Below are 19,080 nucleotides of genomic sequence, written 5' to 3'. Positions count from 1 at the left end.
ATGTCAGGGATTAATTCCCCCTGACATGACCACTGACCCACCGCAAAATCTCCAGACTCACCCCAATCCCCAGCACCAAAGCCATGCCTGCCACCAATTGGGGGATGCCCATGACGCTAAACCCCATAATGTCGCGCAGCACGGGTACGCTAAATACCACAACAAGCAGCAAGATGACCGCGCCAAACATGCGCCAAATCCACGGATTGCTTGCCGTCAATCCATGCAGCAGCGACCGCGCCGCATCACGATTGGCAAGAATGAGCAAGCACAAACCCAGTACCAAGCCCATGAACATTGCCCCGCGTATGTCCGCTGCCTGAAAACCTTGCCCATCCAGCTGCCAATACCCCAGCAGCAACACTTCCGCCACTGCAATGCCTTGTAGCAGCGGGTAAAGCAGAGCACTAAACGCAAACGGCGAATCCGTTAGTTTACGCGGCGGGCGCGTCATGATGTCGCTGGCTTCCGGTTCGGCCTCGAACACAATCGAACAGGCGGGGTCGATCAGCAATTCCAGCAACACAATATGCACAGGCAGCAACAGCACCGGCCAATGCAGCAACGCCGGAATCAGTGCCAACACAATAATCGGCATGTGTACCGCGAAGGTGAACGCGGTGGCCTTGGTGATATTGTCGTAAATGCGCCGCCCTTGCCGAATTGCCGCGACGATGCTGGCAAAACTGTCATCCAGCAGCACCAGGGCGGCGGCTTCGCGGGCAACATCCGTGCCGCGTTCGCCCATCGCAATGCCAATATTGGCGGCTTTGAGAGCGGGCGCATCGTTGACCCCATCGCCGGTCATGGCGACCACTTCACCGTTTTGTTGCAGTATCTGCACCAGCCGCAGTTTTTGTTCGGGTTGCAAGCGGGTGAACATATCCACTTGCTGCAACTGTTCGTGCAATTCGGCATCGCTAAGTGCCGCCACTTCCGCGCCCGTCATCACCGCCGTGCGGGTACTCAGGTTGACTTGTTGCGCAATCGCCCGCGCGGTGGCGGGGTGGTCGCCCGTCATCATAATAATGCGTACTCCAGCGGCACGGCATTCGGCAATCGCGGCGGGTACTTCGGGTCGTGGCGGATCAACAAACCCTACTAATCCCAGAAACGTAAAGCTGAAATCGTGTTGGCTGGGCGGCAATTCCTTGCTTTGCCATTGACCTTTCGCGACACCCAACACACGCAAGCCGCGCTCTGCCATACTTAATACTTGCTGGTGGATAATGTCGCGTTCAGCGGTGGGCAAATGGCACAAATCCGCCACTGCTTCGGGCGCACCTTTGCACGCCAGCAAATGCGTGTTGGGGTCATTGCTGGAAAATACCTGCGTCATTGCCAGTATTTCCGCCGACAAATCGTACTGAAATTCGGGTACTTGTGAATGCCAATGTTCCGTGTCCTTCAACCATTGCTGGGCGAAGGTCTGAATGGCTTTTTCCATCGGGTCGAAAGGGTCGAGCGGCGTGGCTAACAGGGTGAATTCGGCGAGTTCATGAAATGTCTCTGGCAGGGCGTTTGCGCCTTCATTGCGGAAAGTTTCACCCACCGCCACCAGTTCTTCCATCTTCATGCGGTTTTGGGTGAGCGTGCCGGTTTTATCCACTGCCAGTACCGTGATTGCGCCCAAGGCTTCGACGGCTGACACGCGCCGCGTCAAGACTTTTTGCTTGGAAATACGCCATGCACCTAACGCCAGAAACACGGTCAGGATGACGGGGATTTCTTCCGGCAAAATCGCCATTGCCAGCGCAATGCCCGACAATAAACTGTCCAGAAACGCCCGTCCGTCCCACAGCCAGCCCAGCAATACTAGCAGCGTGGCGAAGGTCAAACCCACGATGGTTAGGACGATAATCAGTTTGCGCGAGGCTTGTTGCAGACCGGAGGGAGCTTCCTGCGTCGAGGCTAAGGCTTGCCCGATGCGCCCGACAGCAGTATTCACGCCAATGGTGCTGACTTCCGCCATTCCTACGCCTTTGGTGACGACGGTGCTGGCATATAGGGACGCGCTGCTTTCGCCCTCTGGTGGGGCAAAGGTTGCGCCAGCCGTAGGCGATTTGTTGACCGGCACGGCTTCACCCGTGAGCAGGGATTCATCCACGCTCAACTGCCCGTCCAGCAGCAAAGCATCGGCGGGAATGCGGTCGCCTTCGTGCAATACCAGCACATCGCCGCGTACCACTTCACGCCCCGGAATGCGTATTTCCTGACCGTCACGCACCACCAAGGCACGCGGCGCAGACAGGTCACGCAAGGATTCCAGCGCACGTTGCGTTTTGCGTTCTTGCGCCAAGGTAATGCCGATCACGACGAACACGAAACCGAGCAGGAATGAGGCTTCGGCACGATCCCCCAAGGCGAGGTAGATGCCGCCTGCACCCAAGAGCATCAGGAACATGGGTTCGGTAAACACGCTCAAGGCGATGGCAAACAGGGATTTGGGGACGCTGCCGGGAAGCATGTTTTCGCCGTCGCTTGCCAAACGGCGGGCGGCTTCGGCTTGGCTAAGGCCAGTGTGATTAGTTTTCATCATGGGGGAGACACTCGGTTGGCTTTATCCGAATCAATGCGTCCGTCCACCAGTTCAATAATGCGGTCGCAACGCTGTGCTAAACGCGGGTCGTGGGTGACGATTAAAAAGCTGGTATCGCTATCTTCATTCACGCGGCGCAACAAATCAAACACATTGTCGGCAGCTTTGGTATCGAGGTTGCCGGTAGGTTCGTCTGCCAGCACCAGTGCAGGCTGCATCACCAGCGCACGGGCAATGGCGACGCGCTGTTGTTGACCACCGGATAAATCATTGCTCATGTGTTTGCCCACGTCGGTCAGCCCCACTTGCTCAATCAATTCGGCAGCACGTAAACGCATCGCCTCATCGGGTCGACCCCGTGCCGCCAGCAACGGCAACATCACGTTTTCCAACGCGGTAAATTCGGGCAACAGGTTGTGGAACTGGAACACAAAGCCGATAGCTTTGGCACGTAACAACGTCAGCTCCCGATCCTGCAATTGCGTGGTGGGTTGCCCGGTAATGAACAGTTCACCCGCTGTGGGTTTGTCGAGCAAGCCAATCAGGTTCAGCAAGGTACTTTTGCCCGACCCCGACGGGCCGATCAGCGCCACAAATTCGCCGCGTTCAATGGTTAAATCCAGCCCGTGCAGCACTTCGGTTTCCGCAGGCAAACCCACATTGTAGGCTTTGCGGATGCCCTTGAGTTGCAGGGTAATGGCGTTGAAGTCAGCCACGAATTGCCACCGCCGGGTCAAGCCGCGCTGCTTGCAGAGCAGGGAACAAGGCGGCGAGTATTCCCACTAGCGTTGCGCCCACGGCTGCGTACACAAACAGCATCGGGTCAAACGTAATCGGGAAAAGTTGTGTGCCATCCGCATTAATGGCGATATTGCGCCACACGATTAAAAACAACCAACCGACGAACGCACCCAACAGCGAACCGATTAAACCCGTCAACGCACCTTGCAGCAAAAACAGCCGCAGAATCTGTTGTCGTGATGTACCCGTCGCCCGCAAAATGCCAATCGCTTTGGATTTTTGCACCACCGACACCACCAACACGTTGGCAATCCCCAAGGCAGCAGTCAGCCCCACGAAAAAGCGAATCACATTATTTGACATACCTTGCGCTTCCAATGCACTAAAAAATTGCGCATTGGTGGCAATCCAACTGTCGACCTTCAAACCGGTTTGCGCCTGAATGGTTTGTGCCACGGTTTCGGCAGTAAACGGCTCATCCAGATTCACTTCGACGCTGGTGACACCGCCCGCCAAATCGAGCAGGCTTTGCGCAGTGCGTAACGCAATGTACACCGAGCGCGAATTCATCCCGCTATTGCCGTAATCGAAAATGCCGCGAATGCTCAAGGTTGCCGTGCCGCCGGATGCGGTTTGCAGATTGAGTTTGTCGCCTGTCCACACGCCTAAATCTTTTGCCAAATCCAAGCCGACCAACATATCCGTGCCGGTGATATTGGCTGTGCCAGCGATGATTTTGCTGTTGAGCGCGATGAGTTGTAGGTAGGTTTCTGGCTCAATACCGGTTAAGCCGACGGCTTTGTTAGCTTCGCCGCGCACGATAAACCCCGCGCCTGATACCACCGGAGCAACGACGCTAATGCCGTCCATTTTCGCCACTTGCGCGAGAACGGTTTGCCATTGATCAACTGATTGCAAGCGTTGCGCCCGTGGTTGTACCAGCGTGGCAAGCATCGTCCCATCTCCCGCTTGATGCAGTGGGCGCGACACTTCTTTGGGCGGCAGAATAATGATTTGCGCCTGAAAATCCAACGTGCGTTTGAACAAATTGGTTTGCAGCCCGCTGATCAGGGCAGAAATAAACACAATCACCGATACGCCCAGTGCAACACCGGACATAATCAGCAAGGTTTGCATCCGTGCTTGGCGCATGAAGCGAATCGCTAAAATCCATTCAAACGGCATGGCTGAATTCATGGCGGCAATGTCACCCGCACCCGCTGATCGGCTTTGATCAGGGCTAAATTCGCCGGAATCACCGCTTCACCGGCGGTGAGACCGTTTAACACTTCTACGTTTTCATCGCCGCGCAAACCGAGCGTGACGGTTTGTTTTACCGTGTGATTGTTGCGCACCACCAGTACCCACGGCGCAGCGCTGCTGGGTTCGTGTAATGCCCCCGTGGGGATTACCAAGGCATCCGGCTTTTGGGCAGTTTCTATATCGACGGAAACGGTCATGTCTTGGCGCAAATAATCCGGCGGCTCTTTGACCCGCAATTTCACCGCTACCGCGCCGCGTGTGGCATCCACACCGGGGTTGATGTAGGCGACTTCGGCGTTAAAACGCTGTTGGGGGAAGGCATCGGCGGAACTCAGCGCGACTTGCCCGATCGCAAGTTTACCGAGGTTTTTTTCGTCGATTTGCACTTCGATTTGGGTTTCGCCTTGCGCTGCCAACACCATGAGGGCTTTGCCTGCGGTGGCAATATCGCCCGGTTCAATGCTGCGACTGATCAATGTGCCGTCAGCGGGGGCGAGGATCGCGGTTTGTGCCAGTTTGACCTGTGCGAGTTGCAAGGAGGCACGGGCTTGGCTCAGGGCAGTGGTGGCAAGTAGTGCGTCGCTGCCTTTGGACTGGTTGCTTTGCACTTGTAATTGGGCGGCTTCCAGTTTGCTGTTGGCAACATCCAGATTACGCTGGGCGGTGTCCAGTTCGGCTTTGCTAATGTATTTTTGGTTGTTGAGCGAGCGGATGCGGCTGAGTTGCTGACCGGTTTGTTCGACATCGGCTTGGGCTTGGCGCAGTGCTTCTTGCGCGGTGGGCAACCCGACTTCGCGTTGCTGGCGCAGTTTGACCTCGGCGAGTGCCACGGCGGTGGTGGCTTGGGCGAGGCTGGCGCGGTCGGTACTGTCGGCAAGCTGGATTAACAAATCACCGCGTTTGACCGCTTGACCTTCTTTAACGGGAATGTGAGTGACGCGCCCCGTGATTTCCGCTGCTACTGAGACACGTTGCGGCCAAGTGATGCGCCCGCTGGCAACAACGGTTTGGCGTAATTCGCCCTGAACGACAGCGTGCGCTTCAACGGGAGTGCCGAAGAGTAGGTTGCGTGCGAAATAGCCGCTAATAAGCAGGACAAGCACGATCACAATGGCGGGGCGATAGAAGCGTTTCATTAAGTAATATATCCATGCACAGTATTTTGTTGCTCCTTGAGTAGGCACTCACTATCGGCTTGATTCCCAAAGAAACCAGAATTGAGGGGGCAAACAGATGCAGGCTTCCAGCTCTCGTTTGCTGCTGGCTCAGGCAGTGTGGAACAAGCACTAATACCGAATAATATAGCCGTTAAAATGGCAACCCGTGCAGTCAATGTGTGTGACATTTTCATGTAAAAACCTAATTTTCTTTGAGGCACTGTACGCAAACGGTTTGGGCGGTGGGGTGTACCGCAGGGCCAAATTGATTGTAAACCGCGACATCTGCCGCATCTCGCCCATAACCAAGCACTACATAGCCGCCGTTGAGTTCGGCTTGCGTGGCATCAAATGTGTACCAGCGTCCGCCGACGTAGGCTTCAAACCAAGCGTGCAAATCCATTGGATCGAGTCGGTAGAGATAACCTACTACCATGCGTGCGGGGATGCTCAGGCTGCGGCATAAGGCAATGCCAAGGTGCGCAAAGTCACGGCACACACCCGATTGCTTGAGGTTGACTTCGATTGCCGACACTGGAACGTTACTGCTACCCGGTGCAAAGCGGATATTGGCACGCAGCCAAGCCACAATCGCTGCGACCTGATCGTAACCCGCTGGCTGCTCTGCGGTAATCTCGGTTGCCATTTTACCAAAGCGGTCGGATTCACAGTAACGGCTAGGCAACAAGTAACTGAGTTCCACATCGGGCAGCTCTTGAACTGCCACGAACGGCGCTCCCGGTGCCTGATCCACATGGTCTGCGGTCATCACTTCGGCAGAGGTGTACACGGTGAAAATTCCCGGTGGCGCAACCAGCCGCTGACAGAGATTGCCGTAATTGTCGGTGAATTCAAGCACTGGCACGCTCGGCACGAGGCGGTATTCCTCGCGGGTAATCCATTGTTGCGCCCCACTGCGCGGGCGCAACATCAGCACAAATGGCGTGGGAGCAGGAATCTCGAACGCCAGATCACAACTTGTATATAAGCGCATAGTGGTTACTCAAGTGCATCCACGTAAGAAATACAGCGCCAGCAAGATCGGAATCGGGATTCCCACAAGCCAAAGCAATACCCAGCCTATTTTGCCTTTTTCTTTGCTACGCATCGTTCATTTCTCCTTGCTTAAACCGTTGTATGGTTTAACGAATACCACTGCCAATAATCCCACCGACCGCTGCACCACCGATGGTTCCGGCAGTTGAGCCACCCGTTACCGCGCTACCGGTAACTGCACCAACACCTGCGCCTACCGCAGTGTTTTTCTCACGGGCTGTCATGCCAGAACACGCTGTCAAACTCAGTAAAACAGCAAGAATCACTGCATTAGCAGTTAATGGATGTAAGGTTTTCATATCAATACTCCGTGCCCTTATTGAAAGGGCAACCATTTATTCGATCGGGCAGGTGGCATTATTTCAGGCGATAAGTAACGCCCATGAATAATGAATTGTCGATTTCGTCATTACCGTTGTCAGCAATATCATCATCAACTTTGGATAACGTTGCTACCGTATCAAACGCCAGTTTATTGCTAATGTAATAACGGTAAGTGGAACTCACCGCATTGGTAGTCGTATCTGCATCGGTGACATCATTATGGTCGTAATTCATCGCCCAACTGTTTAACCAATCCACGCGGTCAGTTAATTCATGCGTCAAACTCATGGCATTTTTAGCGGTGTAGCTTTTGTCGCTATCTTGCAAAATGGCAGAAGCCGACGCTTCATTAGAAAACTGGGTTTGATTATTCAGCGGACGGTGATATTCCGCGCCAATGTCTAAGGCAGGTTTGGTATCACTGCCATCGTAATCTTTGAGAACTTCGCTCACACCCACTTTGGCTAACCAACCGTGTTTGCGGGTAGAAATTCGTTCATTCACTAAAACATCACGCGCTCTGAGAATGCCAATAGCGCCAAGTTCCCCCGCAGTTTTGCCAGTAGCTTGTAAAACTTTTTCAATGTCAGCCATCCAATTTTGCTGGTAATCTGCTGAACCGTATTTAGTCCGGTATTCACTTTCTTTAGCAATAATATTGGCAACCTGATTGTATTCCGCTTTGGTTAAACTACCCGTCAGGCGTTGCTTCTCAGTTAGGGCTTCTACTAGACGAATCGCTTGCGCCATTGGGGTAACATTGACAACGCGACCATAACCTACGCCGACTCCCGCTTTTATACGTGGGTCATCAGCACCTTTTTTAATGCCAATTTCACCATCACCGTACCAAAAAGCACCTTTGCTATTCGGTTGGAAATATTTATTCATGCCCACTGAGCCAGTGCCGATGTAATTATCTTGAGTTGCATCACCGGCACTCGGACCGCGTTTGGAGGAGCCTTGCAGATCCCCGTTGAATTTAATATCACGGTCAGGGGAACTGAAAACCCGTTCGTAATTCATATCCAAGTTCAAATCATGGCTGGTTTGATCTTGATTGCCGCTATTTATGTTTAAACGCCCAGAAACATACGCATCTTCATACGCACTGGTCGGTTGTTCGTAATCAAACAGCGTTACGTCTTCTGCCATCGCAGGTGCAGTCGCACCCAACAGCGCAGACGTAACGGCGAAAGCTAGCATTTGTATTTTCATTGTATTCATAATCCATCAAAAATTGTTAAAACGCACTAAGGAAAATTCCATAGGGTCTTATTTTTTCAAAGCTTCTTCTTTCTTCAATGCATCTTCAGCTTCTTGCTTTTCCCGTTCCAATCTAGCTTTCTCAACCTGCTCTCGCATGGCATCGGCGGCATCACCCGCTTTTTCCTTCACGTCATCAGCCGCCTCTTTCATTTTTTCATTGGCTTCATGCGCTGCGTCTTTCATGTTTTCCTTAGCAGCATTGGCAGTATCCGCAGCCTTTTGTTCGGTCGTGTTGTCACAGCCAAGCAAGCTCACAGCAATCACGAGGGGTAATAGCATAAGATTAATTTTCATAAAAACTCCGGTATTCGTTAAAGATTGGTTTCTAGTTTCATGCCTTCGGCATCAATTTTTAAGCCAGTGACAGCGGCTTCCGCTTCTGCAAGGCTCAGATCGTAACGCTCTTGTAATTTACCTACGAGAAGCTCGACTTTGCCGCCGATTTCCAGTAGATCATCGTCGGTCAATTTGCCAAATTGCTCGCGCACGCTACCTTTCATCTGATGCCAGTGAGCTGACAAATAATTCGTATCCATTAGATTGATCCTTTAAAGCGCATGTTGGCTTTAATTAAAGGGAATTAAAAAGTAAGGCAGCCCGCCTTTTGGGGGGGGCAAGGTCAATGGGCTACCTTAAAATGCTAGTGTGTTAGCAAAACTTGTCGGAAAGAGGGAGGGGCGTAGTGTCAGGCTTTGAATTTAGCAGCAGCATCTTTAACGGAATCACTCAGTGAATGCCATGCGGTTTCCACGCCATCCTTCAAATTTTCCCACGCACCATCGCTGGCTTCACCAAACTCTTTTAACTTTACCTTAGTCGCTTCGAACTTTTGTTCCATGTCATGCATGTGTTCGTTGTAGCTAATGCGGGTATCGGCTGAAGCCATTTTCGCACGTGCTTGAAACTCGGCCAATTTGGCTTGGGCTAACGCTAACTCGCCTTCGATTTTTTGTTTATAATCTTCTTTAGTGGTCATAATATATCTCCTTTATTTGTGATGAGGCGCTTTTTTCTGAAAAACTCCATAGGTTCATTAGACGCTATATTTATTAATATGGCAAGGTAAATCACAAAAATAGATATAAATGGTGGAGCCAATTAAAAAACAAAATTAACTCTGATTGTTTAAATCCATAAGTGACTTAATAATTTTAAATTATTTTAAATGTAACGTGATGTTCAATGTGATCATCCAGCAAGCGAATAACACCGTTAGGCTGATTAATGCCATCCAATGTCACGGTATTGTCACCTTCCTGCGTGTTTAATTGCGTAATCACAATGTGATAAAGCGTTTCCTGATAACGATACAGCATTTTGAATCCCGTCCACTCTGGCGGTAAACACGGTTCAAAGCGCAAACTATCGCCTTCGCGCCGTAAGCCCAGCAACGATTCGGTAATTAGCCGGTACATCCAGCTTGCCGAGCCGGTGTACCACGTCCAGCCGCCGCGTCCGGTATGCGGGGCAACGCCATACACGTCGGCGGCAATCACATACGGTTCAACCTTGTACGTTGCCACGGTTTGCGGGGAAGTGGCGTGGTTGATCGGGTTAATCATGCCCAGCAATTCCCACGCATGTGCGCTGTCGCCCAAACGGGCAAATGCCATCGCTGCCCAAATTGCTGCATGGGTGTATTGCCCACCGTTTTCGCGCACACCTGGCACATAGCCCCGGATATAACCGGGGTTCAAATCGGAAGTATTGAACGGCGGGTCTAACAACTGCACCAGCGCATGATCGCGGCGCACCAAATGCGTATTCAGCGATTGCATTGCTTGCGCGGTGCGTTCGGGCGCACCCACGCCAGAAAGTACCGACCAGCTTTGCGCAATCGAATCAATCTGGCATTCCGGGTTGCTGCTTGAACCCAGCGGCGTGCCATCGTCGAAGTAGGCGCGGCGATACCACGCGCCATCCCAGCCGTGGCGTTCCAGATTCTGGTGCAATTGGTAACGTTCCTGCTGGCAGCGTTCGGCAAAGGGGATGTCATTGCGCTGTTTTGCCAGCTCGGCAAATTGCCCTAGCACTTCACACAGGAAAAAGCCCAGCCAGATGCTTTCGCCCTTGCCCTCGATACCGACCAGATTCATGCCGTCATTCCAGTCGCCCGAACCCATCAGCGGCAAACCGTGTTCGCCAAAGCGCAAGCCGTGCAGGATGGCGCGGACACAATGCTGGTACAGGCTGGCAACTTCGGCCGAATGCCCCGGCAAGTCGTAGTAGGAATCTTCCCCGACGCTCACCGCTCGCCCGCTCAGGAAACCGCGTTGCTCATCCAGCACCGCCATGTCGCCCGTGGTCAGGATGTAGCGGCACGTCACCAGCGGCAACCACAAATAATCATCGGAACATTGCGTGCGCACTCCCCGGTCGGATGGCGGATGCCACCAGTGTTGCACATCGCCTTCCGCAAACTGATGCCCCGCACACAGCAGCAAATGTTCGCGGACTTTGTGCGGTTCGGCATGAACCAACGCCATCACATCCTGCAACTGGTCGCGGAAACCGAATGCGCCGCCCGATTGGTAATAACCGCTGCGTCCCCACAAGCGGCAACCCAGCGTCTGGTATAGCAGCCAGCCGTTGGTGAGCATATTCACAGCAGGATCAGGCGTTTCCACCTGCACTGTGCTCAAGGTTTGCACCCAATAATTTTGTACCTGTTTGAGCGCGTCGAGTGTCGCCGCTACGCCACGGAAACGTTGCACCAAGGCTTGCGCATCGTGCATATCACGCCCTGCACCCAGCTTGAAGACAATCACCCGCTCACGTCCTGCTGCCAGTTCAAACGGCACTTGGATAGCGGCGCACGGGTCAAGTGCTGCGCCCACTTTGCCGGACAGGTACGCCCGTTGCAGTGCCGCTGGGTTACGTAATGAACCATTGCGCCCGATGAATTCGGCACGGTCGCCCGTGACAGTACGATTCGCATCATCCACCGCGAAGAATGCTACCCGCTCCGCAAACTCCATGCTGTAGGCGTTGCGGGCGAATACTGCGCCTTGCGGGGCAGTGCATTCGGTAATCACATGTGGGGCGGATTTCGGGGTCAAATCGCCCAGTACCCATTCCACGTAACCTGTGGCGGAAAGCTGGCGGGTGCGCCCGGAGGCGTTGCGTACTTTCAGCACCGAGAATTTGACCGACGCATCCAACGCCACAAACACGGTGAGTTCCGAGTAAATGCCGTTTTCATTGTGTTCAAACACACTGTAACCGAAACCGTGGCGGCTGATGGTCGCGCCCGTTCCCGGACATGGCAGCGGCGTGGGCGACCAGAACTCGCCGCTGTCTTCGTCGCGCAAATACAGGGCTTCGCCGCTTAAATCGCTGACCGGATCGTTATGCCAGGGGGTTAATCGGTATTCGTGGGCATTTTCGCCCCACGTATAGGCTTGCCCGCTTTCGGAAATAACAGTGCCAAAGTGGGGATTGGCCAGCACATTGACCCACGGCGCAGGCGTGGTCTGGTCGTTGGTCGGGGTAATCACGTATTCGCGCCCGTCAGCCGTAAACCCGCCCAAGCCGTTGAACAGGATCAGGTCATCACGCGGCAACAAACTGCCCACGGCTGTTGGGGCAGGGAAGTGGCTGGGTTTGAAGCGCGGTACACGCACCTCCAACAAGCCGCGCCGATTCACTTGGTCGGTCAGCGAACCTTTACTGTCGGTGATAATGACGCGGGCAACGGACTGGATCAGGATGCGGTCTTCGCTGGAAATCTGGTCGGCATGGCGTACAAAAATACCACCGGGGCGGTCAATGACGTGCGCTTCCACGCCCCACGCAATCAGCCCCATGATTTGTTCTTGCAGCAATTGGCGGTAGCCTTCGCGGTCTTCGTTCCAGATCACCAGATCCACCGTCAAGCCTTTCAAACGCCAGTAGGCATGGGCTTTGACCATTTGGCGCACCAGTTCGATATTGTCCAGATCCTTGATTTGCAACAACACAATCGGCAGGTCGCCGGAAATGGCGTGCGCCCACAGGCCGGATTGCCCGCGATGATTGCTGATCAAAGTGCTGGCATCTGCCCGCAGCAAAGCGTGGGAATAAATCACCGAATTGGCAAGCCGCCCGTAGAGTTGTGCTTCGGCTTCGCTGGCATTGAGCTGGCGTAATACCACTTGGCTGTGCGTCCAGGCTAGGTCGAATACGCGGTCAGCGAGGCGGCGGTCACGGTATTTTTCCACCAATTGCAGGCTGGCTTCGCGGGTATCGGCGATGCCCATGACCATATCGAGCGTCACCGAGGCTTCGGGTTCGAGCGTAATGCGGTGGCGGATGGCAACGATGGGGTCAAGCACTGCGCCGACGCTGTTGGACAGGTGATCGGCGGTGGTCATGGCGTGCGGGGCAACGAGGGTATTGCCGCGCCCGATGAATTGCGCCCGGTCGGTTTCATACGAAATACCGCTGGAATCGCCTTCATGCACCGCCATTAAATGGAACAGCCAGGGGCTGTGTTCATCGAGGGCGTGAGGGCGACGGGTACACAGGATGGCTTGCAGCGGGTCGATGATTTCGGTTTGCACAAACAGCTTGCTGAACGCGGGGTGCAAGGTGTCAGAAGCAGGCGAGGCCAGCACGACTTCGGCGTAACTGGTGACTTCGATGGTACGTTGCAGCGGTGAATCGTTGGTGATACGCACGCGGCGCAATTCGATGTCGTCTTCCGGCGATACCACGATGTCGATGTGCGTATCAAAATTGTGGTCACGGCGGCGGAATTCGGCACGACCTTCCGAGAAAATCGCTTCGTAATGGTCTGCCGGAGCAAGCGTCGGTTGATGCGCGGTTGACCAGAACTCGCCACTGGCTACGTCGCGGATGTAGCAGAATGTGCCCCAATGGTCACGGGTACTGTCTTCCTGCCAGCGTGTCACGGCAAAATCCTTGCAGCGGCTGTAACCGCCACCGGCATTCGTTATCATCACGTTGTAACGCCCGTTGGAGAGCAACTGCACTTCGGGGATGAGCGTATTCGGGTTTTTGAGGACGCGGATCGGGATTTGCGGTTCGCTGGAAGCCAGCAATACTTCCGCCACTTCCGCCGCTTGCGTGTAGAACGCGGTGGCTTTGGGAATGCGTTCTTGCAGCAGCAATAGCGTCGCCTGAAACTGTGGGTTGGCAGCAAAACGCCGTTGCATCGGGCGATCCAGCAGCAAATACGCCAACGCCAGCAAACTCATGCCCTGATGGTACGCCATGAAGGATTGGATAACGACCCGCGCTTCCCCTCGCCGTTGCCGTGACGGGGTGTAATCAACCGCCTCATAAAAGCCAAACTTGCCCACCACACCATCAGCGGCGAGACGTTGCAGGTTTTGGCAGGCGGCTTCAGGGTCAACCATCAGCGCCAGTGCCGAAGCATACGGGGCAATCACCAAATCTTCCGCCAACCCGCGTTTCAGCCCTAAACCCGGCACGCCAAACGCACGGTATTGGTAATTGAGATGCACATCGACGGTGTTATAACCCGATTCCGACGTACCCCACGGCACGCCGCGCTGTTTGCCATACGCAATCTGGCGTTGCACCACCGCATGGTAAGTCTGGTCGATCAGGGTATTGGTGTAGGTCGGCATGACCAGCAAGGGCATCAGGTATTCAAACATCGAGCCGCTCCAGGACAGCAGCGTGGGTTCGCCATCGGTGGTAATCAGCAGCCTTCCTAAGGCAAACCAGCTTTCCTGCGGCACTTGTTCCTGCGCAATCGTCACGAAATTGCACAACCGCGCTTCGGATGCCAGCAAGTCGTAGTAACTCGCATCGCGGTGACGTTCAGTCACGTTGTAGCCAATCGCAAACAAGCGGCGCGGCTTGTCGTAGAGGAAATCGTATTGCATACAGGCGAGTTCGCTGGCTTGCAAGGCTAGTTGTTCGAGCGCCGTAATCCGCTCCTGCGCCCACCGACTACTTGCCGGAATCAACAACAGTTCCCGTAAGGTCGGGATGCCTTCAACGTGATTCTCTGTTCCATCCGGCACAAGGAAACGCAATTCATCCAAATGCGCCCGACATTGCCGCACCAACGCAACTCCCCATTCGCTGTTATCGACAGATGCAAGTGCAATCAAATGTTCGAGGCAATGTTTCACCGCTACCAACGTCGTAGGGCGTGTGGTAGCCGCAACATTCAACGCCGTTTGCAACGCAATCCAATGCGTCTTATCCGCCGTACTTTCCAACACAATCCCAAACGTATCCTGCAACCCTTCCAGCCAACGCGCCGCCAAAATCGGCTGATCCGGCAACGCCAGCAACCCCGGCTGCAAGGTCAGCAAATGCCCACCCAGATTGCCGCTATCCACCGTAGACACATACATCGGCAACAATGGCTTCAGCGACAGCGTGTCATACCAGTTGTAAAAATGCCCGTGGTAACGTTCCAGACGCTCCATCGTGCGTAAAGTATTCGCCGTCCGTTCAATCAGCTCGCCCAGCGGCAAGTAACCAAAATCATAAGCCGCCAAATTCGCCAGCAACGCCATCCCCATATTGGTCGGCGAAGTCCGATGCGCCACGCCTACGTCACGGTAGACCTGATAGTTATCCGGCGGCAACCAGTTATCTTGCACCCCGACCAAATTCTCAAAATAAGCCCACGTCTTACGAGCAGTCTTGCTTAGAAACACGGTTTGGTCAGGCGTTAGCTTGCTGGTACGTCGTGCCAGCGGCTCACTCACCCACCAAATAATCGCAGGTGCTAACCACCACAACAACAGGATGGGTGCGGCGATCAACAAAGCTTCAGGGCGCACCAATACCAGATACAACCCCGTGACCAGGGCAATAACTGGCGCAATCCACATCGCCCGATAAGCGTCAGAAAGATTCGGGCTATGACGGCTGGTTTCACTCGACGGCTTCCATTCCAATAGACGTTGCTTGGAAACCGCCATCCGCCAGAGCGTGCGGATAATCGCATCCAGACTGAAATACGCCTCGTAAGGCAAGCAAATCAGCGTCAATGCGGCTTGGGTAAAATGCCCTTCTGCCGCCCGCATTTCTGCCGCCAGATGTTGGCTTAACAGCAAATCGGTAGGTTTACGCACCAAACTCAACAAGGACGCACTGACCGACGGAATCAGCAAAATCGCCAACACTGCCAGCGTCCAGAAACCCGCCATTGGCAACACTATCCAGCCCAACAGCAGTAACAGCGTCAATGCCGCAGCGGTAAGACTGCGCCGTAGATTGTCGAAAATCTTCCAGCGTGACAGCCACGACAATGGGTTTTTCTGGCGTTCTTTCCCAGCTCCCGGCACGGAGGGCAACAACCAGCCCAGCAATTGCCAGTCGCCGCGAATCCAGCGATGCCGACGGCTGACATCCGCGCTGTAACGCACGGGGTATTCTTCATACAATTGCACATCACTAATCAAACCCGCCCGCGCATAACAGCCTTCCAGCAAGTCATGACTGAGAATGCAGTTTTCCGGCAACCGCTCACCCAATGCTTGCTCGAACGCATCCACGTCGTAAATGCCTTTGCCGATGAACGAGCCTTCGTTGAACACATCCTGATACACGTCGGAGACGGCGCGGGTGTACGGGTCAATGCCTGATTCCCCGCCGTACAAGCGTGCATAGCGTGACAGGTTGGGGGCGGAAAGGCTCACGCTGACACGAGGTTGCAGGATGCCGTAACCTTGTGTAACCCGCTGCTTGGCAGGGTCGTAGACCGCGTGGTTGAGCGGATGCGCCAACGTGCCGACGAACTGGCGGGCAGCGTCACGTGGAAGCTGGGTATCAGTGTCCAACGTAATCACGTATTTCACCTCGGCAAGCGGCGTGATGTCGCCCACGATCAGCGCGAAAGCGTCCTTTGCACCACCGCGTAGCAGCGCATTCAAATCCGCCAGTTTGCCGCGCTTGCGTTCGTAGCCCATCCACACTTGTGCTTGCGGATTCCAGCGACGCGGGCGGTGAAACAGGAAAAAAATGTCCCCCGATTCGCCCGGATATTTGGTATTTAGATGGTCGATGCCTGCTTGTGCGAGGTGCAATAGCGCGTCATCCCCTGGCTGCGTTTCTAGCGGTGCATCCAAAAAATCGGTCAATAAACCGAAATGCAGGTGTGCATCCCGATTGGCGAGGAAACGTACTTCCAACGCTTCCATCATGCTCTCAATGCCGGGGGCGTTGCTGAGCATGGTCGGTACGATGACCAAAGTACGTGATGGCGCGGGAATGCCTTCAGAAAAATCCATGCGCGGCAGTGCATACGGTGTATTCAACAAGGTTGCCAGCCAATTCACCAGTGCCACCGACAAATAGCTTGTGCCCACTACGAACAGAATGCCCAGCAATATCAGCCCCCAGCCTTGCAAGCCTTCAGCACGGGCTTGCAACAATAAGCCGCCGGTAAACAGCAAGGTTAGCAACGTAATACCGCCCACAAAGGAGAGAAGGGGTAAACTGCACACCAAGCGATGCGCTCGTGTAAGCAGTGGCAGCCGCACTTGCGCCGCTTGTTCGAGTTGCGGCAAACCTGCGTCAATCAGGTAAAAGCCAACGTGTGCGGTACGGTCGTCACTGCCATGCTGTTCCGCGCTCGTTTGTGCCAGTTGCACCGCTAATTGTGCGACTTCGCCTTCAGAATAGTCTGTGTATTTGGCAGTTTTTTCTACGACGTGGCGGTAACGGTCGCGGGTAGCAAAAGTCATCTCGCCGTATGCACTAGCCGGATCGTTGCACAGGGCTCGTTCGACCACGCTCATATTTTCGACGAATTCTTCCCAATCCATCGAGCCAAGGAAGCGCAGGCTGCCGATGCTGTTGCCAATCGACACTTGATCAGCCGCCTGTTGCTGGCTTTCGATTTGCACCAAGTGTTCAATGGTCAGGTGTGATTCTGCCAGCAATTGCTCGATCCAACTCAACGGTAAGCCCAGCGCGGCACTCTGCCATTGCAGGCGGCGCACCAGTTCCGCCACAAACGGCGTAGTCATCGGCGGGTTGGAGCGTGCCATGTCGGCAATCACTAGAATCAGGCTTTTGGGGTCTTTTTCAGCGGTTTCGACCATCCGGTTTGCCCAGGTATCGGCAAGGTCTTGGTCAATTTTGTCGGTGGTAATCCGTGCCGCAATGCGCCGCAGGTTTTCGATCAAGGCCAAGCGCAACATAATGGGGATTGCCCACAATTCGCCCAGTTTCAACGGTGTGACGGTCTGGTAAGCGGTGACGAAACGGCTGAGGCTGTCGGGGTCAACGCGCCCATCGCCATGCGCAATGTTTTCTAACGCAATGTCATACACACGCGGTAAGCCGCTGGACGCGCCATCCGACAGGCGCGGCAATTCGCGGCTGTAACCTTGCGGTAAATGGCGTTTGGCAGTGCGGATTTGCTCATCAATCAGGTAGAAATTGTCCAGCAACCATTCGCCCGCTGGAGTGAGGCGGTGGTTGGAACTGATCGTGGCGGTTAATACGCGGGCGCATTCCACCAGTACGGCTTCGTTGTCGGAGAGGCGGTCGAGAAGCTGATCACGCGGAAATGTTTGGCTAAGTTGGTGCGTATCCGCCAGCGTTCTGCCGTGGCGTTCCATTTGGTCGGCGCTGAAGAGTTCTGCGCGTAAGGGTTGCACTTCTTGGGTAAGATCGTGTACCGCATTGACCCGGAAAGAGAGCGTTCCCCATGCACGGATATTGTTTAATAAGGTTTTGGGATTTTCTTTCATGCGCTCTCTCTTGCTTGGGTTTGGTCAAATACGATTTTCATGATCATTAACAACGGCACAGCCATGAAAATACCCGCCATGCCCCACAACCATCCCAGCAACAGGATAAACAGAAAAATCAGGATTGGGTCGATGATAAACAGCTTGCCCACGAACAGGGGCAGTACAAATTCTTCGAGCAGGTTCAGCAGCACCAGTGCTAGGGGCGGTAGCAATATCTGGCCAAAATGGTTGAATGTCAGTAAGGAAACCAGCGTGATAATCACGAGGTTAATGGCTGCCCCCACATAGGGGATGTAATTGAGGATGGTGGCTGATGCTCCCCAAACAATCGGATTGGGCATACCCAATGCCCACATGGTCAAGGCTACCAGCACGCCAAGGCTGATATTGATGGCAGTGATCAGCAACAAGTAGCGACCGACCTGATGTTGGGCTGCCTGAATAATACGGATAACCGTGGCGCTGGATTCCTTGCTGCCCCAATACTGGTTGGCGCTGTTGATGGTTGAATCACCAAATGCCAACAGGAAGTACGGCAGCATCACAAAGGAAGCGACTGAAACCAAAAAGGATTGGGTATTATCCAGCAGGACGTACAGCAGGTTCGGCCCACGTACCACGACTTCACGTGCCGGAGTGTTACTCCCGGTAGCCGCTATTTCCCCAAATTTATCCGTCGTCTCCCGCATATTGGCGATGGAGCTTTTGAATGTGAGTAATTTATCTTCAATGTGCCTAAGCTCGGCAGGTAAACGCTCTACCCAAACACTAACAGGATCGGCAAGATAATTGGCTGCCGTGACCATCACAGTGGAGAACAACAGCAATATCAGAAAACTGCCAACCGTGCTGGGGATACGAAATTTTTTCAGGTAGTTGACGGCAGGCGCTAACAAGAATGAGGCAATGATTGCCAATACAATCGGGATAAAAATGGATTTAGCGAGGTAGAGAACCACGCCCATGCTGATGATGAACATTCCCCATGCGGGAATTTTCAGGGCGTTGACAGCATTGCCTTTCATAGTATTTATCC

The 19,080-nt window shown here is 54.0% G+C and carries 12 protein-coding genes; all 12 read right to left on the bottom strand.

Annotated elements, in window-relative coordinates:
* Positions 1–10 precede the first annotated feature (10 nt).
* Positions 11–2,539, bottom strand: coding sequence for a cation-translocating P-type ATPase (locus L2Y54_RS13610; RefSeq protein ID WP_236496787.1), 2,529 nt, complete (start codon positions 2,537–2,539; stop codon positions 11–13).
* Entirely contained in the window at positions 2,536–3,255 is a 720-nt protein-coding gene (locus L2Y54_RS13605; protein ID WP_236496785.1) for an ABC transporter ATP-binding protein, read from the bottom strand. Before L2Y54_RS13605 ends, L2Y54_RS13610 begins: the two co-directional genes overlap by 4 nt.
* A complete protein-coding gene (locus L2Y54_RS13600) occupies positions 3,248–4,477 on the bottom strand; it encodes an ABC transporter permease (protein WP_236496784.1) in 1,230 nt (409 codons plus the stop codon). The genes L2Y54_RS13605 and L2Y54_RS13600 overlap by 8 nt, the downstream gene beginning before the upstream one ends.
* A complete protein-coding gene (locus L2Y54_RS13595) occupies positions 4,474–5,679 on the bottom strand; it encodes an efflux RND transporter periplasmic adaptor subunit (RefSeq protein WP_236496782.1) in 1,206 nt (401 codons plus the stop codon). Before L2Y54_RS13595 ends, L2Y54_RS13600 begins: the two co-directional genes overlap by 4 nt.
* A gap of 223 nt (positions 5,680–5,902) precedes the next feature.
* Complete coding sequence (locus L2Y54_RS13590) at positions 5,903–6,694, bottom strand: transglutaminase-like domain-containing protein (RefSeq protein ID WP_236496781.1); 792 nt, start codon at positions 6,692–6,694, stop codon at positions 5,903–5,905.
* A gap of 148 nt (positions 6,695–6,842) precedes the next feature.
* A complete protein-coding gene (locus L2Y54_RS13585; RefSeq protein WP_236496779.1) occupies positions 6,843–7,055 on the bottom strand; it encodes a glycine zipper 2TM domain-containing protein in 213 nt (70 codons plus the stop codon).
* 58 nt (positions 7,056–7,113) lie between these two features.
* On the bottom strand, positions 7,114–8,298 hold the full coding sequence (locus L2Y54_RS13580; RefSeq protein ID WP_236496778.1) for a DUF481 domain-containing protein: 1,185 nt from the start codon (positions 8,296–8,298) through the stop codon (positions 7,114–7,116).
* Positions 8,299–8,355: 57 nt separating this feature from the next.
* Positions 8,356–8,643 (bottom strand): hypothetical protein, encoded by a 288-nt coding sequence (locus L2Y54_RS13575; RefSeq protein ID WP_236496776.1) that lies wholly within the window; start codon positions 8,641–8,643, stop codon positions 8,356–8,358.
* Between the two features lie 17 nt (positions 8,644–8,660).
* A complete protein-coding gene (locus tag L2Y54_RS13570; protein ID WP_236496775.1) occupies positions 8,661–8,885 on the bottom strand; it encodes a CsbD family protein in 225 nt (74 codons plus the stop codon).
* Between the two features lie 149 nt (positions 8,886–9,034).
* A complete protein-coding gene (locus L2Y54_RS13565; protein WP_236496773.1) occupies positions 9,035–9,325 on the bottom strand; it encodes a sll1863 family stress response protein in 291 nt (96 codons plus the stop codon).
* 175 nt (positions 9,326–9,500) lie between these two features.
* A complete protein-coding gene (locus L2Y54_RS13560) occupies positions 9,501–18,041 on the bottom strand; it encodes a glycoside hydrolase family 94 protein (protein ID WP_236496772.1) in 8,541 nt (2,846 codons plus the stop codon).
* Positions 18,038–19,069: an AI-2E family transporter gene (locus L2Y54_RS13555; protein WP_236496771.1), complete on the bottom strand. Its 1,032-nt coding sequence runs from the start codon at positions 19,067–19,069 to the stop codon at positions 18,038–18,040. The genes L2Y54_RS13560 and L2Y54_RS13555 overlap by 4 nt, the downstream gene beginning before the upstream one ends.
* Positions 19,070–19,080: the final 11 nt, after the last annotated feature.

It is taken from the genome of Thiothrix winogradskyi (assembly GCF_021650935.1).
Classification (GTDB): Bacteria; Pseudomonadota; Gammaproteobacteria; order Thiotrichales; family Thiotrichaceae; genus Thiothrix; species Thiothrix winogradskyi.
The sequence above is the reverse complement of the archived record's forward strand: the minus strand, read 5'-3'. Positions and strand labels throughout refer to the sequence as shown.